Origin of the sequence: Microcoleus sp. AT8-B5 (assembly GCF_036705565.1) — a bacterium.
Classification (GTDB): Bacteria; Cyanobacteriota; Cyanobacteriia; order Cyanobacteriales; family Microcoleaceae; genus Microcoleus.
The window spans coordinates 226,515-252,748 of the sequence record NZ_JAUBUY010000003.1 but is presented as its reverse complement, the minus strand read 5'-3'; the positions used below and the strand labels follow the sequence as shown (position 1 = coordinate 252,748).

Annotated in this window: 12 protein-coding genes and 1 CRISPR repeat array; of the genes, 5 read left to right on the top strand and 7 right to left on the bottom strand. The window is 46.4% G+C overall.

Annotation, left to right across the window (positions count from 1 at the left end; translation table 11 throughout):
- Window positions 1-22: 22 nt before the first annotated feature.
- Window positions 23-3,673 carry an AAA-like domain-containing protein gene (locus QUB39_RS03885; RefSeq protein WP_333485012.1) on the top strand — a complete coding sequence of 1,217 codons (3,651 nt, stop codon included), beginning with the start codon at window positions 23-25 and terminating at the stop codon, window positions 3,671-3,673.
- A 27-nt stretch (window positions 3,674-3,700) separates the two neighbouring features.
- The gene (locus QUB39_RS03880; protein ID WP_333485011.1) at window positions 3,701-7,438 is read left to right on the top strand and encodes a WD40 domain-containing protein; all 3,738 of its coding nucleotides are present in this window, start codon (window positions 3,701-3,703) and stop codon (window positions 7,436-7,438) included.
- A gap of 249 nt (window positions 7,439-7,687) precedes the next feature.
- Here QUB39_RS03880 and QUB39_RS03875 read toward each other — a convergent pair whose 3' ends face one another.
- The 4 genes from QUB39_RS03875 to QUB39_RS03860 all read right to left on the bottom strand — a co-directional run bounded on the left by QUB39_RS03875 (window position 7,688) and on the right by QUB39_RS03860 (window position 18,668).
- Window positions 7,688-11,029, bottom strand: coding sequence for a DUF4347 domain-containing protein (locus QUB39_RS03875; protein ID WP_333485010.1), 3,342 nt, complete (start codon window positions 11,027-11,029; stop codon window positions 7,688-7,690).
- An 873-nt stretch (window positions 11,030-11,902) separates the two neighbouring features.
- Complete coding sequence (locus tag QUB39_RS03870; protein ID WP_333360144.1) at window positions 11,903-15,373, bottom strand: DUF4347 domain-containing protein; 3,471 nt, start codon at window positions 15,371-15,373, stop codon at window positions 11,903-11,905.
- Between the two features lie 916 nt (window positions 15,374-16,289).
- Complete coding sequence (locus QUB39_RS03865; RefSeq protein ID WP_333211060.1) at window positions 16,290-16,694, bottom strand: hypothetical protein; 405 nt, start codon at window positions 16,692-16,694, stop codon at window positions 16,290-16,292.
- A gap of 486 nt (window positions 16,695-17,180) precedes the next feature.
- Window positions 17,181-18,668, bottom strand: a complete 1,488-nt coding sequence (locus QUB39_RS03860; protein WP_333211062.1) for a hypothetical protein — start codon at window positions 18,666-18,668, stop codon at window positions 17,181-17,183.
- A 74-nt stretch (window positions 18,669-18,742) separates the two neighbouring features.
- Between QUB39_RS03860 and QUB39_RS03855 the strand changes: the two genes are divergently transcribed.
- Together QUB39_RS03855 and QUB39_RS03850 are read left to right on the top strand one after the other, a co-directional pair.
- A complete protein-coding gene (locus QUB39_RS03855; protein ID WP_333052981.1) occupies window positions 18,743-20,404 on the top strand; it encodes a glycosyltransferase family 39 protein in 1,662 nt (553 codons plus the stop codon).
- Window positions 20,405-20,797: 393 nt separating this feature from the next.
- The gene (locus QUB39_RS03850) at window positions 20,798-21,400 is read left to right on the top strand and encodes a Uma2 family endonuclease (protein ID WP_333211064.1); all 603 of its coding nucleotides are present in this window, start codon (window positions 20,798-20,800) and stop codon (window positions 21,398-21,400) included.
- A 15-nt stretch (window positions 21,401-21,415) separates the two neighbouring features.
- Here QUB39_RS03850 and QUB39_RS03845 read toward each other — a convergent pair whose 3' ends face one another.
- On the bottom strand, window positions 21,416-21,592 hold the full coding sequence (locus tag QUB39_RS03845) for a hypothetical protein (protein ID WP_333211066.1): 177 nt from the start codon (window positions 21,590-21,592) through the stop codon (window positions 21,416-21,418).
- A 126-nt stretch (window positions 21,593-21,718) separates the two neighbouring features.
- On the opposite strand from QUB39_RS03845, the gene QUB39_RS03840 reads away from it, so the two are divergent.
- Complete coding sequence (locus tag QUB39_RS03840) at window positions 21,719-22,327, top strand: transposase (RefSeq protein ID WP_333211068.1); 609 nt, start codon at window positions 21,719-21,721, stop codon at window positions 22,325-22,327.
- Window positions 22,328-22,632: 305 nt separating this feature from the next.
- A CRISPR array of direct repeats spans window positions 22,633-24,146; the repeat unit is 36 nt; unit sequence GTTTCCATTCAATTAGTTTCCCCAACGAGTGGGGAG.
- Between the two features lie 216 nt (window positions 24,147-24,362).
- Here QUB39_RS03840 and cas2 read toward each other — a convergent pair.
- Together cas2 and QUB39_RS03830 are read right to left on the bottom strand one after the other, a co-directional pair.
- Entirely contained in the window at window positions 24,363-24,611 is a 249-nt protein-coding gene (gene cas2 / locus QUB39_RS03835; RefSeq protein ID WP_333211070.1) for a CRISPR-associated endonuclease Cas2, read from the bottom strand.
- Between the two features lie 147 nt (window positions 24,612-24,758).
- A complete protein-coding gene (locus QUB39_RS03830) occupies window positions 24,759-26,186 on the bottom strand; it encodes a hypothetical protein (RefSeq protein ID WP_333211072.1) in 1,428 nt (475 codons plus the stop codon).
- Window positions 26,187-26,234: the final 48 nt, after the last annotated feature.

Below are 26,234 nucleotides of genomic sequence, written 5' to 3'. Positions count from 1 at the left end.
TTTAAACCTACCCATAAACCCCATGACCCAGGTAACATACCAAATTGGTGGCAGTCTCGCGAGTGATGCGCCTACATACGTAGTGCGGCAAGCAGATATCGAACTTTATCAAGCCTTAAAACTCGGCGAGTTTTGCTACATTCTCAATTCGCGGCAAATGGGCAAATCTTCCCTTCTCGTTCGCACCTTCCATCGATTGCAAGCCGAAGGATTTCAATGCAGCACGATCGACATGACTCGCATCGGTAGCGAAAACATTACTCCTTTACAGTGGTATAAAGGAATTGTTGGGGATTTGTGGCGCAGTTTCCATCTTGTAGGAAAAGTCAATTTAAAAACCTGGTGGAAAGAACAAGAAGAAGTTTCTCTCCTCCAAAGATTGAGTCAATTTATTGAAGATATTTTATTAGAAAAATTCCCGAACGAGCGAATTTTTCTATTTGTTGATGAGATTGATAGTATTTTAAGCTTAGATTTTCCCGTTGATGACTTTTTCGCCTTGATTCGTTATTGTTACAACCAACGAGCCATTAATCCAGAATACAACCGAATTACCTTCGTAATTTTCGGAGTAGCTACACCCAGCGATTTAATCGCCGATAAAAATCGGACACCTTTTAATATCGGACAAGCAATCGATTTGTCAGGATTTAGCTTAGAAGAAGCGCAACCATTAGCGAAAGGGTTAGAAAATGTCATAGCAAATCCGCAAGCAGTTCTCAAACAAATCTTAGCTTGGACTGGAGGACAGCCATTTTTAACGCAAAAAATATGTGAATTAGTAGTAAAAAGGGCGCGGGAAGCCCACACGGGTGATTTAAAAATACCACCGGGAACCGAAGGATTTTTTGTGGACTCATTGGTGAGAGAAAACATCATCAATAAATGGGAATCGCAAGATGAGCCGGAGCATTTAAAGACAATTCGCGATCGCATTATTGGCAACGAACAACTCACTGCACGTAGTTTAGGTATTTATCAAAACCTCTTACAATTTGGTGAAGTTGAAGCGGATGACAGTCGAGAGCAGATCGAACTGCTGCTATCAGGTTTGGTAGTAAAACACCAAGGTTTTTTAAAGGTAAGCAACCCGATTTATCAAGCAGTTTTTCACATACAATGGGTAGAAAAACAGTTAGAGCAACTACGTCCTTATTCCCAAGCTTTCAACGCTTGGATCGCTTCAAAACAAACCGATGAATCGCGACTGTTGCGCGGACAATCGCTAAAAGACGCTTCCTACTGGGCCCAGGGAAAAAGTTTGAGCGATTTGGATTATCACTTTTTAGCAGCTTCTGTTGAATTAGACAGGCTGGAAGTGCAGCAAGCACTGGAAGCAGCGAGGCTCAGAGAAGTTGAAGCCAGACTCACAGAAGAACGCAAGCGGTTAGTTTTAGAGCGAGAGACAGCGAAGCGGCAGCGAAAGTTTATTGGGGCGTTGAGCGGGGTATTAATTGTTGCGATCGCCTCCAGCATTTTCGCCCTCTGGCAATACCATCGCGCCGTCACCAGCGAAATTCAAGCCCTCACCTCCTCATCCTCCGGGCAATTCGCATCCCAACAGCGATTAGATGCCCTCGTGAGCGCCATCAAAGCCAGACGCAGGATCGACAACCTAGCTAATTCCAGCCCCCAGTTGCCATCTCAAGTTCAACAAGTGCTGCAACAAGCCATCTATGGAACGGCAGAATTCAATCGCCTGTTGGGGCATTCCAGCCCGGTTCTGGCAGTTGATGTCAGCCCAGACGGTCAACTCATCGCCACCGGAGGCGGCGACCAAACAGCCAAGGTGTGGCAACGGGATGGCACCTTGCTGTACACTCTCCAACACACAATCAGCAGCGTGTACGCCCTTCGTTTTAGTCCCGACAGCCAGCGCCTGGTAACATCCAGCGTGGACGGCAACATTTATCTGTGGAGTCGGGAAGGCAAACTGCTCAAAACCTTTCAGGGACACAAGGCTGCGATCTGGGCGATCGCCGTGAGTCCAGACGGTGAGCGCATCGCCTCCGCCAGTGAAGACAGCACCATTCGCCTGTGGAGCATTGATGGCAAACTGCTCAAAACCCTAAGCGGACATCAAGGTGCCGTTTGGGGTGTTGCCTTTAGCCCGGATGGAAAGCTGCTAGCCTCTAGCAGCACAGATAATACTGTCAAGGTTTGGACTCTAGACGGGGAACTGGTGAGAACTCTGGAAGGTCACAGCGCCGCAGTTTGGGACGTTGAGTTTGCTTTACTTGCAGACAATAGTGGCACAAAACGTCCCACCATTGTCTCTGCCAGCGCTGACAACACTGTCAAACTCTGGCAACCCGACGGAGGGGCAGCCACGGGGGCACTGCCAGGGGCAGCCACGGGGGCACTGCCAGGGGCAGCCACGGGGGCACTGCCAGGGGCAGCCACGGGGGCACTGCCCCTACTTACTCTTAGCGGTCACAGTTCGGAAGTGTTTGAAGTCGCTGTCAGTACAGCAGGCGATGTGATTGCTTCCGCCAGCGCCGACCAAACCATCAGCCTCTGGAAGCCGGACGGGACGCTGTTGAAAGTCCTTAAAGGGCATCAATCTGGAATTCGCGGGCTTGCTTTTATTCCCAACAGTCAAATAGTTGTCTCTGCTAGCGACGACAATACCGCTCGACTCTGGAACCCGACAAACCCCTTCTCGAAAGTCCTTTACGGACATGGCGGCACGATTTGGGATGTGGATTTCTCCCCCGACGGTCAGATGCTAGCTTCCGCCTCTTCCGATGGCAGTTTCAAACTGTGGGCGCGAGACGGCACGTTGCTGAAGTCTTTTGCCGGAAACGATACTGCCGTTCACTCGGTTGCTTTCCTCTCTGGTGCTAGCTTTGCCAATCCTGCTAATACACGTTTCCTTGCTACCGCTAGTGAAGATAAAACAATTAAATTCTGGCAGTTCGACGGGACGCTACTGAAAACCATAACAGGTCATGAAGCTGGAGTTTGGGATATCTCCGTCAGTCCAGATGGGCTACTGGCTTCTGCTAGCAACGATAAAACTGTGAAACTGTGGAACAAGGACGGCAGGGCGGGCACGGGGGCACCGCCCCTACGAACTTTCACAGGGCATCGGGCTAGGGTTTACGATGTGGATTTTACCCCTGACGGACAGAGGCTGCTTTCAGCCAGTAGCGACAGCACTGCTCGGTTGTGGAGTCTTGACGGTAGGTTTTCCAAGACCCTAAAGGGTCATCGCAGCCCTGTTTGGGAAGTTGCCATCAGTCCAGACGGTCGCACTTTGGCAACTGCCAGCAGGGATGACACGATTAAACTCTGGACGAGTGATGGCACGTTGCTCAAAACCCTCAAGGGAAATAGTAGAGGCATGATGGCGGTTGATTTCAGTCCAGACGGTCAAATGCTGGTGGGGGGAGGCTCAACTGGCGCACTCAAACTTTGGAAAACCGACGGGACAGAAATCACGACGCTAACGGGACATGAAGGGAACGTTTGGGGGGTGGCGTTTAGTCCCGATGGTAAACAAATTGCCTCCGCCGGGGACGATCGCACTGTGATTTTATGGGATCTAGAGCGTATTCTCAAACTCGATGAACTGGGTTATGCGTGCGATCGTGTGGGGGATTATTTGCTAACTAATGCTGAAGTCAAGGAGGAGGACAGACATTTGTGCGATGCCGTGGGCGATCGTTAAAGTCTCATAAACCATGAACTCAAAATCATGAATAATTACCAATACCAAATCGGCGGCAGCCTTGCTAATAATGCACCTACCTACGTAGTAAGACAAGCAGATTCCGAACTCTATGAAGCCTTAAAAGCAGGCGAATTTTGCTACATTCTCAATTCGCGGCAAATGGGCAAATCTTCCCTATTAGTCCGCACTCTGCACCGACTGCAAGCTGAAGGATTTCAATGCAGCACGATCGACATGACCCGCATCGGCAGTGAAAATATCACTCCTTTACAGTGGTATAAAGGTATGATTGGGGAACTGTGGCGCGGCTTCAATCTTTTAGGGCAAGTTAACTTAAAAACCTGGTGGCGTGATGAAGAAGATGTATCATTTTTGCAAAGATTGAGTCATTTTATTGAAGATATTTTGTTGACCAAGTTTCCTGAAAACAAAATCATTATATTTATTGATGAAATTGACAGTGTTCTCAGTCTAGAGTTCCCGGTAGATGATTTTTTCGCCCTAATTCGCTTTTGCTATAATCAACGCTCAATTAATCCAGAATATAATCGTATTACTTTTGCAATTTTTGGAGTAGCAACACCTAGGGATTTAATTGTCGATAAAAAACGAACTCCTTTTAATATTGGTCGAGCGATAAATTTACGAGGTTTTGAACTAGAAGAAGCCCAGCCATTAGCGGCGGGATTGGCAAATGTAGTCAATAATTATCAAGTTATTCTCAAACAGATATTGGCTTGGACTTCTGGGCAGCCATTTCTGACGCAGAAACTGTGCTATTTAGCATACATGGCAACTCAAACAACACCGCAAAAAGTAGTAACAATTCCCCCAGGAACAGAAGAGTTTTGGGTAGATCGTTTAGTGCGAGAAAATATCATTAATAAATGGGAATCTCAGGATGAGCCGGAACATTTAAAAACCATAAAGGAGCGGATTATTCGCAACGAACAACGCGCGGGTAGATTACTCGGCATCTACCAGCAAATTTTACAATCTAACCCCCCCTTAACCAGCGGTTCTGTTTCATTCTCGGACTTTGAAGAGGACTCTCTGGGAAGTACCCCCGTGCCTGACCCAAATCTTTATAGGGCAACTACAGGACAATTGCCCCTACAAGGAAATGAAATATTTCTACCTGATAGCAAAAAAGTGGGACGGGTATCAACTGATGACTCACCAGAACAAATTGAACTATTATTATCGGGATTAGTTGTCAAAAATAATGGTTATTTACAGGTAAGAAACAGGGTTTATGCTGAAGTTTTTAATCTGGAATGGGTAGAGAAGCAATTAGGGCAACTGCGCCCCTACTCGCAAACCTTCGATGCTTGGGTTGCTTCACAACAAACAGATTTTTCCAGACTTTTGCGGGGACAAGCCTTAAAAGATGGTCAAATCTGGGCGCAGGAAAAAAGCTTGAGTAACCTAGACTATCAGTTCTTAGCTGCTAGTGCCGAACTAGATAGGCGAGAAGTTCAACAAGCTCTAGAAGCAGAACGCACTAAAGAAGTGGAAGCGCGACTGGCCCAGGAACAAATGCGCTTAATTCAAGAAAAAAAAGCAGGGAAACGACAGAGGGCCTTACTATTTTCGGTGAGTATGGCACTCCTGCTTGCCTGTGCTTTAGGAGTAACAAGTTATTTTCAGTATCGCCGAGCCGTTATTAGTGAGCGGGAAGCTCGGATAAGTGAAATTGAAGCGCTGGTTTCTTCCTCTGAGGGATTGTTTGCCTCTAATCGCAGATTGGATGCACTAATAGAAGCAATTAAAGCTAAGCGCCGATTACAAAACTTAGGCAAGACGGATAAAAATATTGAGAATCAAGTTATCAATGTATTGGGTCAAGCGGTTTATGAAGGCGATGAATATAACCGTTTATCGGGACATCAAGCGGCTGTTCTCGGAGTTGATATTAGTCCAGACAGTAAGTTTATTGCTTCAACAAGTGTGGATAAAACTATTAAACTGTGGCGGCGGGACGGGACGGAAATAGCAACACTCAAAGGTCATCAGGCGATCGTTCGATCGGTCAAATTTAGCCCGGACGGTCAGTTTCTTGCTTCTGGAAGTGATGATGGGACTGTAAAACTTTGGAAACTGGATAGGGCAGGCACGGGGGCACGGCCCCTAGGAACTTTTCAGGGTCATACTGCTGGTATCTGGACAGTGGCGTTTAGTCCCGATGGTCAAACAATTGCCTCTGCCAGCATGGACAAAACGGTGAAACTCTGGAACAAAGACGGCAAACTGTTAAGAACTCTCCAGGGTCATACTGCTGGGGTATCCTCAGTGGCTTTCAGTCCAGATGGTCAGACTATTGTTACGGCAAGTGGAGACAAAACGGTGAAACTCTGGAACAAAGGCGGGGCAGGCACGGGGGCACTGCCCCTACGAACTCTCCGAGGCCATACTTCTGTGATAGCAGCAATGGCATTTAGTCGAGATGGTCAAATGATTGCTACGGCAAGTGCAGATAAAACGGTGAAACTCTGGACAGTGAAGGGGGCAGGCACGGGGACACTGCCCCTACGAACGCTTGAAGGTCATTCTGCTGTAGTATCTGGAGTTGTTTTTAGTCCTGACGGTCAGACTGTTGCTTCTGCAAGTCGAGAGAAAACTATAAAACTATGGAATGTTGATGGCACAGAATTAATGACATTTAGAGGTCACAGTGCCTCGATTTGGGGGATAGCTTGGAGCCCGGATGGCAGTTTTATTGCTTCGGCGGGTGCAGAAAATACGGTGCGGCTGTGGCAGAGTCAAAACCCATTGCGGACGATGATTACTGCACATAAAGCGGGGATTTGGGCTTTAGATGTCAGTTCGGATAGTTCTACAATTGCTACGGGCAGCGAGGATGGCACGACTAAGCTGTGGAGTCGGCAAGGCAAATTGTTGAGGACTTTCACTGTAGAAAACGCTGCGATTTATGCTGTTGCCCTGAGTGGCGATGGCAAGTTAATTGCTTCTGGCCGAAATGATAATAAGGTGAATATCTGGACTCGAAATGGAAAAGCGATCGCAACTTTGGTAGGTCATAACGCTACGGTTTTTACATTAGCTTTCAGTCCAAACGGTCAAATTATTGCTTCTGGAAGTCAAGATAATACTATCAAGCTTTGGCGGCCCGATGGTACTTTATTGCATACTATGACAGGACATCATGCTCCTATTTGGCAGGTCGTATTTAGCCCTGACGGTCAGCTAATTGCCTCGGCAGGGGGGGATGGTACTGTGAAATTGTGGAAGCTTGATGGGGCAGGCACGGGGGCACTGCCCCTACGAACTTTTCAAGGTCATACTGCTGCGGTGTGGAGAGTGGCGTTTAGCCCTGACGGTAAATTTCTGGCTTCTGGCAGTGGGGACAATACGATTAAGCTTTGGACTGTGGATGGTAAGTTACTAAGAACTCTGGAAGGCCATCTGGCTGCGGTATGGGGGGTCGCGTTTAGCCCGGATGGTAATATTATTGCTTCTGGTGGTGTAGACAATACGCTGAAATTGTGGAAGCTTGACGGTACGGAATTAACAACGCTAAGAGGTAACTCTGCGGCGATTCGGGGGGTAGCGTATAGTGGGGATGGGTCATTTGTGGCTTCTGTGAGTGAGGATAATACGCTGATTTTGTGGGATGTGGATCGAGTTATGAAAGTGGATTTGTTGGCTGATGGTTGCGATCGCGTGCGGGATTATTTGCGAACAAATGCTGATGTGAAGGAGGAAGATAGACGTTTGTGCGAGGGTATTGGAAGGAAATAATCTCAAGTCCGCTTTATTATAGCAATCCTAAATGATTCGTAAATGTTTTACCTCACCCCAACCCTCCCCTTGCTAAGGCTCGCGAATTAAATAACTTACAATTTTAATTGTTATTGTGGGATGGGCGTCCCGCCCGTCCTTTTTGGATGGGCGGGACGCCCATCCCACAATCTTGTGGAAGTTATTTAATTCTCATTCCTAATGGGATGGAGTAAGAAATTCACAAAGGATTTAGGATTGCTATAAGAACTACAGAGTAATGAAATCGCTAGCGGTGAGAATACCGGGGGTAATATTGTTAAGCTTCGCCAACAATTGATTGGTGTCCGTCACAGTAATCAAAGTTTGATTGTTGCTGGAAGTAATACTGAGTTGATTAAAACTCAATTCAGAATTCAACCCAATTAAATCCTCTCCCTTGCGGAAATCATTAATGATGTCGCTACCCAAACTTTGATTGAGGAAAAACACATCATTTCCCGAACCTCCCGTCAATGTATCGTCCCCAACATCCCCGGAAAGGAAATCGGCACCGCTGCCACCGCTGAGAATATCATTACCTTTGCCTCCGTACAGGCTATCGTTACCGATGTCGCCACAGATCACATCGTTTTCATTGCCGCCCAACACCAAGTCGTTGCCCTCACCGCCATCGAGACTGTCGTTTTCTTTGCCGCCGTACAGGGTATCGTTACCGATGTCGCCAAAAATCAGGTCTGCACCTTCATTGCCAAAGGCAATATCGTTGTCGTTTCCGGCATTAATTGTGTCATTTCCTAAGTTGCCTAAAATGTAGTCGTCGCCATCTTCACCCAGCAAGATATCGTCATCTTTACCGCCGAAAATGCTGTCGTTGCCAAGGCCGCCGGCAACTGTATCATTGCCTAAATCTCCCCTCAACAAGTCCTCGCCCTCACCACCAACAACAGTGTCAGGATCTTTGCCAGCGTATATGGTATCGTTGCCAGCGCTGCCAGAGATGAAATCGCTGCCTTCATTGCCGAAGATTGAGTCGTTATCTGCGCCGCCGTCAATGTTGTCATTGCCGCCCATACCGTAGAGAGTATCGTTGCCGACTTGTCCGTTAATTGAGTCGTTGATGACACCGCCCATGATGAAATCGGTAGTGTCGCCGCCGTTGATTGTTTGTTGGACGGGGTTGGGGGTGATGGTAGCAGGATCTAGTTGCGGGGCGTTGAGGCTATCGAGTAGGCAATCATCCGAAGCTGGAGTTGGAGTGGGCGTGGGAGTCGGTTCCGGTGTGGGCGTGGGAGTCGGTTCCGGTGTGGGCGTGGGAGTCGGTTCCGGTGTGGGCGTGGGAGTCGGTTCCGGTGTCGGAGTGGGAGTCGGTTCCGGTGTCGGAGTCGGAGTCGGTTCCGGTGTGGGAGTCGGAGTCGGTTCCGGTGTGGGAGTCGGTTCCGGTGTGGGCGTGGGAGTCGGTTCCGGTGTCGGAGTCGGAGTCTCAGTTGGAGTGGGCGTCGGAGTTGGAGTCGGCGTGACTGTAGGGTTCAATTCATAAGCGCCAATATCAACGATCGCACTTCCGTTATTATCACCATCAGCCGGGCGACTCACACCGCGCTGATCTGTCGCTGGCGCGCCCACACCAGTACCAGTATCAATTGCCGGACTTCCTGTTAGCAGTGGTCGCACGAAAGCGCCGTTAATATTTTCCAAAGGGCCCAGTAAGGGGTCGGCGATCGTCACATTTGCCGTAACATTACTATCATTAGGATCTCCCACCGTCAGTTTAGCGGGAAATTGAATATTGTTTCCCCCATCGATTAGCTCCCGTCCAGTGTGCTGCCTCGTTTTAAAAGGATTACTTGCCGTATTCCTATCAAAAATCGAATTCTTGACAGTAATTGGCGATTTCACAGGGTCGTTGAAAGTAGCAATACCTCCCGAAAATTCAGCGGTATTTTGAGCAAAAGTCGAATTGACGATGTTAGTCGAAAAGGAATCTCTGTTAGCGACAAGCATTCCTCCGCCCTGCTTATCCGCGCTGTTGCCGGAAAATGTACTGTTGACAATGCTGATATTTCCATTCTCTCCTGACCACAAACCGCCCCCATTATCTTCAGCTTGGTTATTAGCAAAAGTGGAATTTGTTACCGTAAGTTCGGTATTTCCGTGACGAATTGCGCCTCCCGAACCTCCAACTCCGGCTAGATCCTTGACAGCTTTATTGTTAATAAAAGTGCTATTTTCCAAGACCACTTTATCTTGCAAATAACCAAACAAAAAGGCTGCGCCTCCTTCTCTCGCTCCGATATTGCCATCAAAAAGGCTGTTGCGGATAGCAATAGTTCCGGCAACTGGGCCGGGGGTTGCATTCGGTCCCGAAGCATTAGCGCCATCGACGTAAACTGCCCCGCCAACGCCTTTATCTGTGCGGTTCCCTATGAATTTAGAGTTTTCGATCGTCATGCTGCCCAACAGGTTATTAACAGCACCGCCGTAGCTGCCTTTGTTGTTGGTAAATTCGCTATCTCTGATAGTCAAAACACCGCCGCTTTTAGTGGCGATCGCGCCGCCACCACGTTCGGTATTGTTAGCTAGTGAACCATCATTGTCGCTAAACTTGCTGTTAATGACAGTCGTCGTGCTGCGAAAACCCGTGTAAATGCCGCCACCAAAACCCGCCACATTATTATTGACTTGGCAATTTTCTAAAGTTAAAGTGCTGCTACCTCCTGTTTGAATGCCACCACCGGCGCTAGTTGTCTGATTATTTGGGTCAGTACCAGAAACTCGGCCGTTGGCAATAATCAGGTTTTTTAGAGTAACATTTGTTGCACCTTCTGTGAGAATGACCCGCGAAGCATTGTTGCCACTGATGGTTAAATTGGCTGCACCAACGGCGTCAATTGTCAAGTTTTTGTTGATAACAAGTTGACCATTCGTTAGGGTAATTGTTTGGCCCGCAAGAGTGGAGGCAAATTGAATGGTATCGCCGGCTGCTGCGGAGGCGATCGCATCTCTCAATGAACCCGGCCCGCTATCATTATTGTTGGTAACGGTAATAGTTGCTAAAGTCCCTTGATAATCCGCCATTGCCTCTGGAGTCAAGGCTAGCGGTGCTTCAATGTCACCCTTGGCAAACTCCAAATTCCAGTTACCACCGTGGCCAGTGCGATCGCTAGATGCAGCAATATCAGCCCCGGTTAACTCGCCCAGGCGATCGACAAAATCGCTTCCCGAACCCGCAGCAACATCGCAACCGTAAAGCACAATATCTGCTTTCTCGCTTAGCGCATTTCGCCACCCTTGCAACTGGCTTTCATATTGTGATAAATTATCCGAATTCAGCGTTGCAGAACCTAGCTGCAAGCTACCAGAATTGCCGTGAGAAATAATGTGAACTTGGTCTACAGTTTCCCCCGCAGCCGAAATTGTTTGCAGTTTCGCAGTAATTTGCTCGACTCCGTTACCATTTTTATCTAAAATGATAATCTCTGCACCGGGAAGCACGCCACCGGCAAGAGTTTGATAGTCATCTAAGTCGGAATCAATGAAGACAATAGATTTAGAACCAGCATTGTGGAGAACAGATTGTGAATCCATGTTGGTGGCAAAAGTTGAACTCATTTGGCATACCCATGAGAATGTTTACTATTTGCTGGTAGATTCACCTTGAAAGCAGAAGGCTAGAGATGCAGAAGGCAGTAGGCAGAATTAAAACCTCGGTAATCCATCGGGGATATTAAAATTCAGGGAAAAACTTGAATCTTATCCTTAAGTGAAACCCGATACTTTTCTACCTAATCAGCTTTTGCTGTGTAAAAATTGCGGTTTTTTTTAGCAATTAAATGCAGAGGATGTAATGTAAATAGTCCGGCACTGGAACCTCTATAGGTAGATTTGCTATGCACACCATTAGCCAGATACGTAGTGCATCAAACCATTGGGAAGCATTAGTCAGGTAAAACTCAGAAAATATTTTATGTGGTTCTGAGTTCCTGAGAATTGCTCTAGCTAGTACCTGATACATTCACATTAGATAAAACCAGGAAAATTCCCTAAAATTTTGATTAATTTAACTTTTTTCCTATCTGTAAAAAAGTTCCCACAAATCTAAAAATTATTGGTTGAGAAAGCAGGCTTTATTCGGCCGCTACTTATGGTTAGCCAGCTCAGGATTGCAATAGACGGGTGTGTCTCATTCTAGGTGTGGGCGATCGGCAATAAACAAGATTTATTACCGATCGCACTTGAAAAGAATCAGATCGATCGCTCCTCTTCGTTGGCGTAGCCCCCGTAGGGGCGCAGGGCTGTTTCATTCTCAAGAAAACGATGATTTTGACTCTTGTAGTGCTACCCCTACTCCCCGTGCCTACCCTCCCCATCCACGATTTGCTCATGTTTCAGAGATTGGGGCAGCCACGGGGGGCTGCCCCTACAAGAGAATGAAACAGCCCTGCGTAGGGGCGGGCTGCTGATGGCGCACCCTACCCCAGCCAGTTAGATTGTTACCTGAGTGAAATCGCTAGCGGTGAGAATACCGGGGGTAATATTGTTAAGCTTCGCCAACAATTGATTGGTGTCCGTCACAGTAATCAAAGTTTGATTGTTGCTGGAAGTAATACTGAGTTGATTAAAACTCAAACCAGAACTCAACCCAATTAAATCCTCTCCCTTGCGGAAATCAGTAATGATGTCGCTACCCAAACTTTGATTGAGGAAAAACACATCATTTCCCGAACCACCAGTCAATGTATCGTCCCCAACATCGCCGCTGAGGAAATCCTCCCCAGCACCGCCGCTGAGAATATCATTAGCTTTGCCGCCGTACAGGGTATCGTTACCGATGTCGCCGAACAGCACATCGTTTTCATTGCCGCCCAACAGCAAGTCGTTGCCCTCACCGCCATTGAGACTGTCGTTTTCTTTGCCGCCGTAAAGCGTGTCATTTCCCAATAAGCCAAAAATCAGGTCTGCACCTTCATTGCCAAAGGCAATATCGTTGCCATTTCCAGCATTAAGTGTGTCATTTCCCAAGTTGCCTAAAATGTAGTCGTCTCCATCTTCACCGAGTAAGATATCGTCATCTTTACCGCCGAAAATGCTGTCGTTGCCAAAGCCCCCGGCAACTGTATCATTGCCTAAATCTCCCCTCAACAAGTCGTCGCCCTCACCACCAACCACAGTGTCATTATCTTTGCCAGCGTAGATGGTATCGTTGCCAGCGTCGCCAGAGATGAAATCGCTGCCTCCATTGCCGAAGATTGAGTCGTTATCTGCACCGCCGTCAATGTTGTCATTGCCGCCCATACCGTAAAGAATATCGTTGCCGACTTGTCCGTTAATCGACTCGTTGATGCCACCGCCCATGATGAAATCGGCATCGTTACCGCCGTTGATTGTTTGTTGGACGGGGTTGGGGGTGATGGTGGCAGAGTCGAGTTGCGGGGCGTTGAGGCTATCGAGCAGGGAACCATCCGAGGCCGGAGTTGGTGTCGGTGCGGGAGTTGGTGTCGGCGGCGGAGTCGGCACAGGTGTGGGAGTTGGTGCCGGTTCCGGTGTGGGAGTTGGTGCCGGTTCCGGTGTGGGAGTCGGAGTCGGTTCCGGTGTGGGAGTTGGAGTCGGTTCGGGCGTCGGAGTAGGCGCCGGAGTCGGTGTGGGCGCCGGAGTCGGTGTGGGTGTCGGAGTCTCAGTCGGAGTCGGCGCGGGCGTCGGAGTTGGCGCCGGAGTCGGTGTGGGAGTTGGAGTCGGTTCCGGTGTGGGAGTTGGCGCCGGAGTCGGTGTGGGAGTTGGAGTCGGTTCCGGTGTGGGAGTTGGCGCCGGAGTCGGTGTGGGCACTGGGACGACACTACCTCCCAATTCAAAAGAGCCGCTGTCCACGATCGCACCTGGAATGCTGTCGCCATCTTGAGGGCGAGTCAGGCCTCGCTGATCTGTAGCGGGTGCGTCGGTGGCAATCCCTTTATCAATTGCCGGACTTCCTGTCAGCAGGGGCCTGACTAAAGCGCCGTTGATGTTTTGCAAAGGGCCAAGTAAGGGGTCTGCGATCGTCACACTTGCCGTCGCATTGACATCGCTTCCGTCATTGGGGTTTTTGGCCGGCCACTGAAAATTCCCTCCTCGATCGCTATATTGGGCGGTGACGTGTTGCTGAATGCCCCAAGGGTTTCCTCCGTTAGCCGCTGTATTGTTGGAAAGAATAGTGTTTTTGAGGGTGACATTATTGGCATTGGCGAAGATACCTCCACCAACCCAGCCTGCAGAATTATCGGCGATCGTCGTGTTGAGAATGGTTGTGGGTGCACCAAGAGTCATTGCACCGCCGAGTTTGTTGAAATCACCAGCAGCAAAGGCCGTGGAGTTGCCAGAAAACGTACTGTTAGTAATCGTAGTAGGGACATTTCGCATCCACAGCCCGCCACCTTGATTATTGGCTTTGTTGCCCGCAAAGGTGGTGTTGGCAATGGTCAATCCCTGGTTGGTGCTGTCGCTCAAAATCGTTACCCCACCACCGTTTCCATCATTTCCACCGTTGGGTAGCGCCAGAATTTCGTTATTTTGGAAGGTGCTGTCTGCAATACTTACGCTATCTTGGGTGCCGGTAAACAGATAAGCTGCTCCGCCTTCGCCTCGCCCTTTGTTGTTTTGGAATACGCTTTTGCTGATTTTAATTGTGCCGGAAGGCTCGTCAGTAGAACTGGCGCGGTCTGTGTAAATTGCCCCGCCGAAACCCCTTAAAAAAGAATTGCCGTTGGGATCGTTTGGGGCGAACTGGCCGGAGGTGGTATCGTTGCCGATGAATCGCGAGTTTTCAACTGTTAACTTGCCGTTTAGGCTGTTAATTGCCCCACCATTAATTCCTAAGTTGTTGGTGAAGTCGCTGTTAACAACGGTGAGGTTTTTATTACTTGCAAAAGCAATACCGCCAGCGCCACGTTCATCGTTGGTTGCAGTGGCTTTATTTCCGGTGAATTTACTGTCGGTAACGGTCAGGGTGTTGTTCCAGCCGCTGAAGATTGCACCGCCGCCTTTATCAGCCACGTTGTTGGTAAACTGAACGTTTTCTACGGTCATCGTTACTTCGTCTTGTGTACCGATCGCCCCACCATTATCCACCGTTTTACCGTTGATAATAGCGAGGTTTTTGACTGTAAAATTCGTAGCAGTCGCAACGTTGGCATTGACAAAAAAGGCGCGGGATGCGTTGTTGCCACTGATGGTTAAACCGGGTGCGGCGGCGCCGTCAATGGTGATGTTTTTGCCAACGGGAATATCGAGTTGACCGCTGGTGAGGGTAATGGTTTGGTTGGCTAAACCTGGAGCGAAGGTAATGATATCGCCGGCAACAGCGGTGGCGATCGCAGCCCTTAATGAACCCGGCCCGCTATCGCTATTGTTGGCTACTACGATCGTAGCTAAATCACCTTGGTAACTTGCCATAGCCTCTGGCCCCAAGGCTAAGGGAGATTCAATCTGACCCTTAGCAAATTCTAAATTCCAGTCGCCGTTGCTGCCAGTTATGTTGGTAGAGGCCGCAACGTCAGCTCCGGTTAATTGACTGAATCGATCGACGAAATTAACACCTGTACCGCCTGCTACATCGCAGCCGTACAGCATGATGTCTGCTTCTGGGGCTAGTGAAGTTTGCCACGAGTCCAACTGGCTTTTGTATTGCTCTATGTTATCTGAACCCAGAGCGGTATTGCCTAATTGTAGGCTGCCTGAACTGCCGTGAGAAATAATGTGAACCGAGTCTATCGCCCCCTTAGTAGAGGCGTATTTTTCCATCTCGGATGTGATTTGTTCGATGCCGTTTTTGGTGCGATCGAGTATTACTACCTGCTGTCCGGGCAGCACTCCTGCTGTAATTGACTCGTAATCTTTCACGCCGGCGTCAATGAAGACTAAGGAGCGCACTGGCCGTTCTTCAAAAGCAGATTGTGAGTTAACTTGAGCGAATGTAGAACTCATATTGGAGACTCCATTAAGGGCATTATTAGTAGATACACCCCGGAGTTATCTCATCAGGCTTATTTCATTATATCTTAACACCCAATTGATAGATGATGCCTTTTTTAAAATATTTTTGTTGATTTATTTTGCTCGGTATTTGCATTTTTACTTTTAACTAAAATGGAAATCTGAGCCTCTATCTATGGGAATAGATCGCAATATTAATCGGGAATATTGAAATAAATCTAGGTTCTATTATCCAATTTTTTTTTGACCACGAATTTCAAAGGTGGTATCAAGCCCCCGAATTTATCCGTGGAATCAATCCAAAATCGAAAATCGAAAATCCTCAAGAAAGAGCATTTATCTCGCGCAAGTCAATTCTTTAATCTAAAATCTAAAATCTAAAATCGATTGACCTTATTTTGCTAATAGTAGGCTGAGTTGAGGGATGCGGAAATAGTGGAGGTAATTCACCCCCGAATAACTCCTCTTATATTTAGTAGTTTTTATTTGAGTGTGAGATTTTACGTAGAGGCACAATGCACTAGAGTTTCCCTAGCTGTATTTCATCCAATGGAAAACTGAATTATGTAGATTTTGAACAATTCTATATGCTTTGACTTTGCTAGGTTTGCGGTACACCTAAATACTGATTCCCAGGACGTTTGGTCGCATTTACTAACAGTCAAAACAATCTAAGATTAAGTGGAACCCATCGCTGGAAATCAATTGGCTTATGGGGTGCTACACACTGTGAGGACTGCCATCCTCACTGCAAACGTGATTCAAATTATTCAGCGGGAGTTGATATGATTGCTGATTTAGTCAGATCGAAATCGTTGATTGCGATCGCCCCTGCGTCCATAATTACAATTGCATTCGGGTTCAGTCGCCCTCGGTACGTTCCATACCCTGCATTAAATTACTCTCCTTAATTAGCAAACAGTCGATCGCGTCCACCGCCGTTGCTGAGTGTATCACTATCTCGATCGGCATAACACGAACCAAGTCCGCTGTTTTGAGTCAGAGAATTATGCGATTTTGGCAATTGACTTTTGTATGGTTCGAGGTAATCTGAACTGAGGATAACAAAGCCTAATTGCAGTTGGTTCGAGGGACAGTCATAAGTCGAGCCAACTTTGTCAATCTCTCTAAGGATAGAGGCAGATTTTTGAAGTTTCCAGGTAAATTTATCGATGCAGTAAGATTCCCCAGCCAATATTCTGGCAACAAAATATCCACCTTCATTGATGCTGGACTCCTTGACTACAAAGCTTTTGGATGGGGGATTTGCGTCTTCCGAGGCGGGAGTCGTTTCCCTTAAAGAAGTCAACATATTCCGTCCTCCAAAAGTGAGTTTAGCGGTAGATACAGCCTTGGAGTCAGAGCTTCTGAAACTGCCAGCGACCTTGTTTATTTCGCCCATTCTTATGTAACCTATCTATCAGTTTGCCCTATTTCTGCTGCACTGCCATCCGCGATCGCACGGAATTTATATTCTGCGTGTTTTCCCTTAGTTCCGGCAAACGCCAAATTACCGATCGATCCGGTATCCTATCCGCGATCCCACTTTCACAAAAGAATCCAACTGTAATATCATCTCCGAGCAATTAACCATAATATCCTGGTCGGGGCGGGTTTTTGAGATTGTCAATTATTGGCAGGTATTGTTCGTGAACCCGCCCCTACAATCGCGGTCCCACGACCGGATATGATATAAGCCCGTGCTTCAAAGCTCGATAGTCTTCAGTCATTCGGCCATCTAAAATCTAAAATTTAAAAGGGTATGACACTTAGTAGATTGGCCTCGCAACAGCACCCCTCAAGATTCTGTGGAAGATGGCGGTTTTTTCCCTGCATTGCGAATATTAATAATCTTGTTGAGCGCCTCAAACCAAAAAGCAGCCCCCATAGAAATAGCTACGCCGCTCAATATCCAACCAAACAATCTTGCAATCAAAGCCGGCCACAATAAATTCCCCTGCTTATCTCGTTCCAAGCTGTTCTGTTCGCTCCATCCAAAAGGCAGAGCTACCTCATCCAAAGCTATATCTACATCCTTTTGAACTTTTCTCAGACTTGGTAAATTATCTAATTTAGTCCTAGCATTTTTTTCCACCAACTGCTCAGCGTACACATTAACAGTCGATCGCAACATCGAATCCTTCGACAACCGATTAATAATATGAATGGTATCAGCATTAGCAGCGACAGCGATCGCAGTTCCGAGCAAAATCGCCACCCCTCTAGCATTCCGCTTGTAAACACCAGAAGCACGCTCCATCGATTGGTCAAACCAAATTTCAATTTCTTTCTGAAACCGCTGCAACTGCTCTTGAGTATCTCCGCCGCCTTTTTCAGCGCGCTGCGCTAAAATATAAAGGCTGCGTTTCAAAGATTCTGGCATACTGTCCAAGGTTTCTTGAATTTGTTGATAAATCGGACTCTCCTCTTTTAAATCCATAATTTCTACTACCGTATCTTGACTTTTTTTAACAGTATTTAACAGATTGCTGAAACTCGGTTGCAGTTGCCCCAGCAGCGCCACCCGCTCAATTTTGCTGTCAAAACGAGCCTTCACAAATGCCATCTGCCTCTGAAATTCTCTCCCTCCTTGCTCAGTTTCTGGTAGATAAACCTGAGAATCCTTAATATAAAATTCTAGCTTTTCCGACATTCGATCTAAGCTGTTGTTCAAACTTGCTAAATTGTTTTGATAATCTTCAACAACTCGATTGAACTCCGCAGTCAGCCACCTAAATTCTTGCTCAATAATCGGTTTAATAGTATCCTGTAAACTCAGATTCGCTCCAATATGTTGAATTTGTGCCAACTGTAAATCTTTAAATCTTTCCAATCTGGTTTTAGAGATAGAGCTGAGCAAACTAGAAACCTTTAAAGTCTCCAAAAGGCTAGCCGAAAAACACTCGGCTGGAATATAAGAAGGCCCACTGGATTTATTGCCGAAAACATTTTTAGTACCCGTAATTCCGTGGTACAAATCCCCCAGGCGGTGCGTAACAGAGCGGAATCCCTCTGATAACAGCCCTTTCGCTCCCTGATTCAAATCTTTGATAATCGGATTGGCGTAAATCGCATGGGCTAACTGTCCGACTCGCTTAAATTGCAGGGGATCTTTCGCACCTTCGCTGCCGCCAGAAATCAGCACTTCGATCGACTTCTTTAAATGTTCCGCCCGCCACTGCCAAACAGTAGCAATCAGTTCCTGAATTTCCGAAGCTAGCAAGCTTAAAGTCAGGTAGATAAATACTAAGCCAATGATAATATCTATAATTACAGGCAAGTTCATGGTATTTTCCTAGTCGCAAATAACTGCTGTCTAAGTTTACCCTCAGTTTGGGACGCTCAAAACTCTCTTAACTTATGTCAGAAATCTTTCCATTCCTTGGCCGCAAACCGAAAAATCGCTGGAATGACAGCTTTACAGACAAAGTGTGGATGCTGGCTTTTCTGTTGGCTGCAGTGCTGATTTTCGGGCTGAATCTGGGCGGCGTGGCTTTGCGGGATTGGGATGAAGGCATTGCAGCGCAGGTAAGTCGCGAAATTTGGCGCGGCAACTTAAATTGGCTGTATCCGACGATCGACTCTATGCCTTATTTCAACAAACCGCCGCTGGTACACTGGCTAATCGGGCTCTGTTTTGCCGTCGGCGGTGTCAGCGAATTGACGGCGAGGTTGGTACCGGCGATGCTGACGGCGGCTTCAGTGCCCTTGCTTTACGCCATTGGCAGGGAGTTGTTTCCTAGACGCTCGATCGCCATTTTTTCTGCCCTCGTGTATCTGACGCTGTTACCGGTGGTGCGGCATGGACGTTTGGCGATGTTGGATGGAGCAGTTTTGTGTTTTTTGCTGGGGGCGATGTGGTGTTTGCTACGATCGCGCCGCGACTTGCGCTACGCTTTGGGCGCGGGGATTGGGTTCGGACTCATTTGCCTGACTAAGGGCGTCATGTTGGGGCTGCTGCTGGGTGCTGTTGGCTGTATTTTTTTGGTTTGGGATACCCCGCGACTCCTCACTTCTGGGTATCTTTGGGGCGGATTGGCGATCGGAACATTGCCAGTAGCTGCTTGGTATTTTGCCCAATGGCTGCACTACGGCCAATATTTCATCCACACTAATTTAATTAACGAATCTTTCCGGCGCATTTCGGAACCTGTAAGCAGTCACAGAGGCCCGCCTTGGTATTATCTTTTAGAAATTTTAAAATTAGCTTGGCCGTGGCAGTTATTTTGGCTACAAGGGCTGCGCCTGAGTTGGGAAAATCGCAATTTTGCCGGGCCAAAATTAGTATTGGTTTGGACAGGAGTATATCTGCTGGCTATTTCTGTGATGACTACTAAATTGCCGTGGTATGTTTTGCCAATTTATCCAGCTTTTGCTCTTGCTGTTGGCAGTTATCTCGCTGAAGTTTGGGAGCAACTGTGGCTGCCGCCAGAACCCGTCAAAGAGGAAGCAGAAGAACGTTTTGATGCTATTTCTTTGCTGCCTCATCCCGCGATTTTGGCAGTGCTGGCTATAGTTGCTGTCGTCGGTTGCGTGTACTTCAGTGGCTGGGTATGGATCGGGGGACAAATTGCGCCTCCAGAGCGAGATTTGCAGTTAATGCTGATGTTTGTAGCTTTGACAATGACAATGGCGGCCGTGTTGCTGCACCGCAAAGACCGACAGTTTATATTAGTTTTAATTTGGGGAACTTACCTGACGCTGTTGGTATTGGTGGCTTCAGATAACTGGGTTTGGGAACTGGCGGAGGATTATCCGGTTAAGCCGATCGCCGAAATTGTCCGCACAGGAACTCCGGCGGGTCAACAAGTGTTTACTTCTCACCGCTTGGGCCGTCCATCGCTGAATTTTTACAGTCAACGCCAAGTTATTGTTGCCGACGCACCTACGCTCAAACAGAAATGGCAAACTCTTCCTCAACCTTATTTTCTGTTAGAAAAACCTGTTTTAAAACATTTAGGTTTGCAGAATGCTGAGGTTGTCAAAACAGCGGACGATTGGGTTGTGGTAACTCGAAAGTAAGCGTGTTTCCCCAAATTACCGTAGGGGCGGGTTCACCAACCATTTATGTCAGAAACCAACAATATAATAAACCCGCCCCCACCCAACGACAAATCTCGGAAATAAGCGTGTTTCCCCAAATTACCGTAGGGGCGGGTTCACCAACCATAATCGCCTCAGACCAAAAATCTCGAAAACCCGCCCCCACCCAACGACAAATCCGAATCTACATTTTTGGGATGCAATCGCATATCAGATCAATCTAGGCGATCGGCTGTGTGCGGACGAGTTTACCAACAATTCATACCACAAACCAACAATCTCAAAAACCCCTACACAAACTCAACCTTAAAAAGCTTACCCAAAAATGTTACACTAAACAAAAGCCTCAGTTAAATGCTCTCTAATAGAACTATGCAACTTACTGAACAACGATACTACTCGATCGAGGAATATCTAGCACTAGAAGAAGCTGCGGACTACAAAAGCGAATACATTGACGGTGAAATATTTCCTATGGCCGGTGGCTCTACAAATCACAATCAAATAGCGCTCAACTTCAGTACCGAACTAAATTTTGCATTCAAAAAACTAGACTATCGAGTTTTCATGAGCGATGTCCGCTTGTGGATACCCAAGAAGCGCATCTATACTTATCCCGATGTGATGGTAGTATGTGGGAAGCCGGAGTATTATAATAACCGCACCGATACGATTACCAATTCCAGAGTAATTATTGAGGTTTTGTCAGCTTCAACTAAAGGATACGATCGCAGCAAAAAGTTTGAGGGATACCGCACAATTCCCACTCTTGAAGAATACTTATTGCTCGACCAAAATCGGAGATATATCGAACATTTTTCTAAGACGGATGATAAGCGATGGTCGTTTGCTGAGTACAATGAATTGGATGAGACGATCGCGCTTGCTTCACTATCCTTTGAAATTGCTGTGGCAGATATCTATAATAAAGTGAATTTTGAACAAGTAGATCGAGAAATTGCACCTGAAAAATGATTGTAGGGGCGGGTTTCACCAACCATCTGTGCCACTAATTAAGAAAATAAATAAACCCGCCCTGCCCGACAAAAAATCTCGATCGCCCGCAATTATTGTAGGGGCGGGTTCGCCAACCATTTTTGCCACTAATTGAGAAAATAAATAAACCCGCCCTGCCCAACGACTAATCCGAATCAATATTCTTTGCATTCGATCGCACATCAGGTTAATCTAGGTTATTGGTTGGGTGGGGGCGGGTTTATCTAGATTGTCTGCTGCTATTAAATATTATTCGTAAAACCCGCCCCTACCGCCTGTGTTTTTGGGAAAAAGATTATGAAATACGATCGCAACAAACACCACCGCCACTCAATTCGCCTACCTGGATATGATTATACGACTCCCGGTGCGTATTTTATCACTATTTGCAGTTGGCAGCGTGAATGTTTATTCGGCGAAGTCATTGATAATACAATGCAATTGAGTCCCTATGGTAAAACAGTTTTATTCAATTGGAGCATTCTTCCCAAACGTTATCAAAATGTGGCATTAGATAATTTTATTGTGATGCCAAATCACGTCCACGGGATTATTTTTTTGAAAGACAGCCCAGAAATAAATTATACAGAATCGGATAAATTGGCGCTGAGAAAATCAAAAATCCATCCTTTATCGGAAATTGTGCGGGGTATGAAAACATCTTCAGCGCGGCGAATTAACCAAATGCGATATTTGACTGGCGTATCAGTTTGGCAACGAGGTTATTACGAACATATCATCCGCAATGAAGAATCATTAGTTGCTATTCGGGAATACATCATTAATAATCCTTTGTCGTGGGCAAAAGATGAATTATATCCTCATAATTCAGTCAAAATTAATGAATCTAGCCCGCTGTCGATCGAATGTAATGGCAAATCTTATCTACAGTCGATCGTACTGTAACATTGCGTCGATGGCCCTCCGGGGCGGGTTTTACCAATAATCTATGTGAAAAACTAACAATCTCAAAAACCCGCCTCCACCCAGCCACAAATCCGCATCTACATTTGTGAAATACGATCGCACATCAGGTTAATCTAGGTTATTGGTTGGGTGGGGGCGGGTTTATCTAGATTGTCTGCTGGTATTAAATATTATTCGTAAAACCCGCCCCTACGATAGCGTGTAGGGGCGGGTTTCACCAACAATCTATGTGAAAAACTAACAATCTCAAAAACCCGCCCCCACCCAACTTGAGGATGTCGAGCGTTTCCATTCAATTAGTTTCCCCAGCGAGTGGGGAGTTACTGTTAAACAGTTACGCAAACAGGAGATTACATCAGGTTTCCATTCAATTAGTTTCCCCAACGAGTGGGGAGGGAAAAGCTAGGAATAAAGGCAAAAAGGCAGAATGTAAAGGCATATTTAGAGTTTCCATTCAATTAGTTTCCCCAACGAGTGGGGAGGTTATTACGAACAATTCAAAGCCGATAATATCGTATAACACGCTATCGTGTTTCCATTCAATTAGTTTCCCCAACGAGTGGGGAGTTAGGGGAGCTAAACGTCTACATTGCATTGAAAAAGTTTCCATTCAATTAGTTTCCCCAACGAGTGGGGAGTTAACGTGCCCCGATTTTGTTACACAAGATCGGCCAAGGGGAAATAGGCAACAGAGTTTCCATTCAATTAGTTTCCCCAACGAGTGGGGAGATTCAATCAGGGCAAATGCGATGCGCTGTTTCTGATTGAGTTTCCATTCAATTAGTTTCCCCAGCGAGTGGGGATTACAAATACTTCCTTGAAGTATATTGCCACATAGCGGAGTTTCCATTCAATTAGTTTCCCCAACGAGTGGGGAGCAGTTGGTCTACTAATTACCGGGGCCCGATCGCAATTCAGTTTCCATTCAATTAGTTTCCCCAACGAGTGGGGAGAATCAGCCGTGGGATGTCAGCACCGAATATATTCAAGAAATTGAGTTTCCATTCAATTAGTTTCCCCAACGAGTGGGGAGCGGAACCAACCTTAGACATCTTGGATCGTCTCAAGAAGTGTTTCCATTCAATTAGTTTCCCCAACGAGTGGGGAGTAAGAGAAATGCTTGTCGAGGATTGTTACGAGTTCGATCAGCACATTAAGTTTCCATTCAATTAGTTTCCCCAACGAGTGGGGAGTGTAAACCGAGTATGGAGTATTTTTTCTACTTTTTCGGGTTTCCATTCAATTAGTTTCCCCAACGAGTGGGGAGATCACCAATCAAGGCGGTGTCGCAGCCGGACACAAGTTTCCATTCAATTAGTTTCCCCAACGAGTGGGGAGTCTTCTCTTTGACTTTTTATATATTCACCAGTTTCATCAAGTTTCCATTCAATTAGTTTCCCCAACGAGTGGTGAGTTGGCAAGATGTTTCTAATAACTGGTTAGGTAATCCCCAGTTTCCATTCAATTAGTTTCCCCAACGAGTGGGGAGAAAATTTAGACAGCTTACAAAGTTGGGTGCGAGTAGAACTCGGTTTCCATTCAATTAGTTTCCCCAACGAGTGGGGAGGCGATCGCAAATTCAACGATTTAGCCTATCTGTCCCAGTTGGAAATGTTTCCATTCAATTAGTTTCCCCAACGAGTGGGGAGGAGGCTCGTTCCGTTCGCCACGGCCAGCCCGTCGGTGTTTCCATTCAATTAGTTTCCCCAACGAGTGGGGAGTTAGATGCTGTAGGTGTAGCAGTTAAGGCATTCCATAGTGCGTTTCCATTCAATTAGTTTCCCCAACGAGTGGGGAGTCTTCCATAATACACCCAAGACAGCGCAAGGTGTCTAGAGGCCCTTTGCGAGGCTCAGATATTTATTGTGGAACTCACACCTGTGTTCGCTCATAATAATCCTTGAAACCCTTGCCCAGTAAAGCTGCGAGGCTCACGACGGAAAAAGGTCGTTTGAGCTAATTTACCACCAGCCTCGCAACCTGAGCTAAATAATCACTGACCCAGGTGCTTTTGTCACCGGCGCTCCCACACCCAAAACCTCCACCTGTCCCAAAGTATGGCGCGACACCGGATAAAACCGGATGCTGCGTCTAGGTTGATTAACTTTCGCAGCCGTCGCCGGAGTTCTGTAAATCTGGCAGTTGACAAAACATACTCAAAGGTAGAATATTGTCCCCATTTGCCATAACTTTTCAGCAAGTCATGCACTTTTTGCCTGCGCTTGTCAACTCGGAGATCGTAGACAACGATATAAAGCGGCATACTTTATCGAATTCTATTTTGTGTTGAATAGGGAGGGTAAAGTTTAGCTTCAGATGCAAGTTCAAGAGAAAAATTTTAGTTAAGTTTGTTAGTCCGCCAGGGTTTGAAACCCCGGCGACTCGATAAATTCGTGGCGGATTTATTGGCTTATGTTTGCAGTTCGTAACGGGCGAGCGCAGCTACCAATTCATCATGCACTTTCGCCATCAAACTTGCTGACTTTAACGAAACAAAGCTTTGCTGTGAAACAAAATTTAAACAGCCTAAAACCCTAGCTTCCCATTGTTCTCGACTATCAGTATTCCAAGCCTTGAACACATCTTTTTCCTGCAAGCCACGCAAGGAATGAAAAATAATATTTCTCTCATCTATAGTATTAGCAGCAACTACTTTAATGTGAGAATCTTGATTCCATTTATTTTGATCCGATTTTTCAAGTAAAGTAAATAGTGATTTACCAAACAAACCAACACTATTGTACTGCTCATTTTTATTTCCATTAAACCAAGGCCGTAAATTTTGAGGCAGATTCACATCATGGATATATGCTGTACTTGGTTGATTGGGATTAGAGTATTTAATTTGTGGCTTATACTTGTCTAATGCCCATTCTTTGATCGATCCTTCCACAGCGCGAAAACTGTGAAATAGAGCCTCAACCGTATTACCCTGTCTAAGACGGATAACTCCTAAATAAGCAGCCTCATAGCCAGTCCACCACCACTGATTCAAACGCTCCTTTGCAACATCTCCCCTAGCCTTGCCAAAATCTTCAAACTTAGCAAAATTCCACTGTACAGCCATTGCTAATAAATCACGGATTTCCAGCAATAGCGGATCGGAAGAATCTTTCCAGTAAGGTTTTAAAATCCGCTCTACCCCCAAATAGTCATAACGACTTAATAGCGCTTTTGCTTCTTGAACTTGCATCCCCTGTAAATAAGTAGAGCTTTCTATAAAATCACCCTTTTTGGCTAAATCTGGTTCATACTCATTGCTAACCAAAAACTGGACTTTTTTACCAAACTTTGCTAGAGTTTCAAATTGAACCGCCGAAGAAATTGCCGGAGTTCCAGCTTGATGACTGACATAAAAGTTTGCACTTTTATCTAAATCCAAACTAGACAAAGCTTGTTGAACCAGAAACAGTGCTTTATTCCAACTATCTAATCCCTCATCTTTGGATTGAGGTTTCAATTCTAAGTAATCAATGGATTCAATTTTAGGAAACTTTTTCTGAAAATATCGTTCAAATATTGGTTTGAGCGTGCAAGTATCCTGCCAATAAGGACTTTTCTCTACTCTCCTATCTTCCTCATCAAAAACCGCTTCCTGATCGGTCATAATCAAGATTATTTTGTCAGGATTTGTTTTCCCTTTCTCTAACAGCTTTGCCGAAAAAGCATCCAGAAGCGGAAAGTGCAAATCCTGATAATATTCATCTGTTAACTGGCTGCCATAAACCATCCCCATCGCTCTAGCTGGTACAATGAAAGGTTCGTCATCATCAGGATTCGGCGGTTGTGTAGGTACAAAACGGCGATCGTATAATTGACTTCTCACCTTTTTGAACAAAGTACCCCAATTGTCATCAGTTTTGAGTTTGACATCACTGCTGCCAGT

Coding starts and splice junctions, on each gene's coding strand:
- QUB39_RS03885 (WP_333485012.1), top strand. CDS start 23: ATGACCCAGGTAACATACCAAATTGGTGGCAGTCTCGCGAGTGATGCG.
- QUB39_RS03880 (WP_333485011.1), top strand. CDS start 3,701: ATGAATAATTACCAATACCAAATCGGCGGCAGCCTTGCTAATAATGCA.
- QUB39_RS03875 (WP_333485010.1), bottom strand. CDS start 11,029: ATGAGTTCAACTTTTGCCACCAACATGGATTCACAATCTGTTCTCCAC.
- QUB39_RS03870 (WP_333360144.1), bottom strand. CDS start 15,373: ATGAGTTCTACATTCGCTCAAGTTAACTCACAATCTGCTTTTGAAGAA.
- QUB39_RS03865 (WP_333211060.1), bottom strand. CDS start 16,694: ATGTTGACTTCTTTAAGGGAAACGACTCCCGCCTCGGAAGACGCAAAT.
- QUB39_RS03860 (WP_333211062.1), bottom strand. CDS start 18,668: ATGAACTTGCCTGTAATTATAGATATTATCATTGGCTTAGTATTTATC.
- QUB39_RS03855 (WP_333052981.1), top strand. CDS start 18,743: ATGTCAGAAATCTTTCCATTCCTTGGCCGCAAACCGAAAAATCGCTGG.
- QUB39_RS03850 (WP_333211064.1), top strand. CDS start 20,798: ATGCAACTTACTGAACAACGATACTACTCGATCGAGGAATATCTAGCA.
- QUB39_RS03845 (WP_333211066.1), bottom strand. CDS start 21,592: ATGCAAAGAATATTGATTCGGATTAGTCGTTGGGCAGGGCGGGTTTAT.
- QUB39_RS03840 (WP_333211068.1), top strand. CDS start 21,719: ATGAAATACGATCGCAACAAACACCACCGCCACTCAATTCGCCTACCT.
- cas2 (WP_333211070.1), bottom strand. CDS start 24,611: ATGCCGCTTTATATCGTTGTCTACGATCTCCGAGTTGACAAGCGCAGG.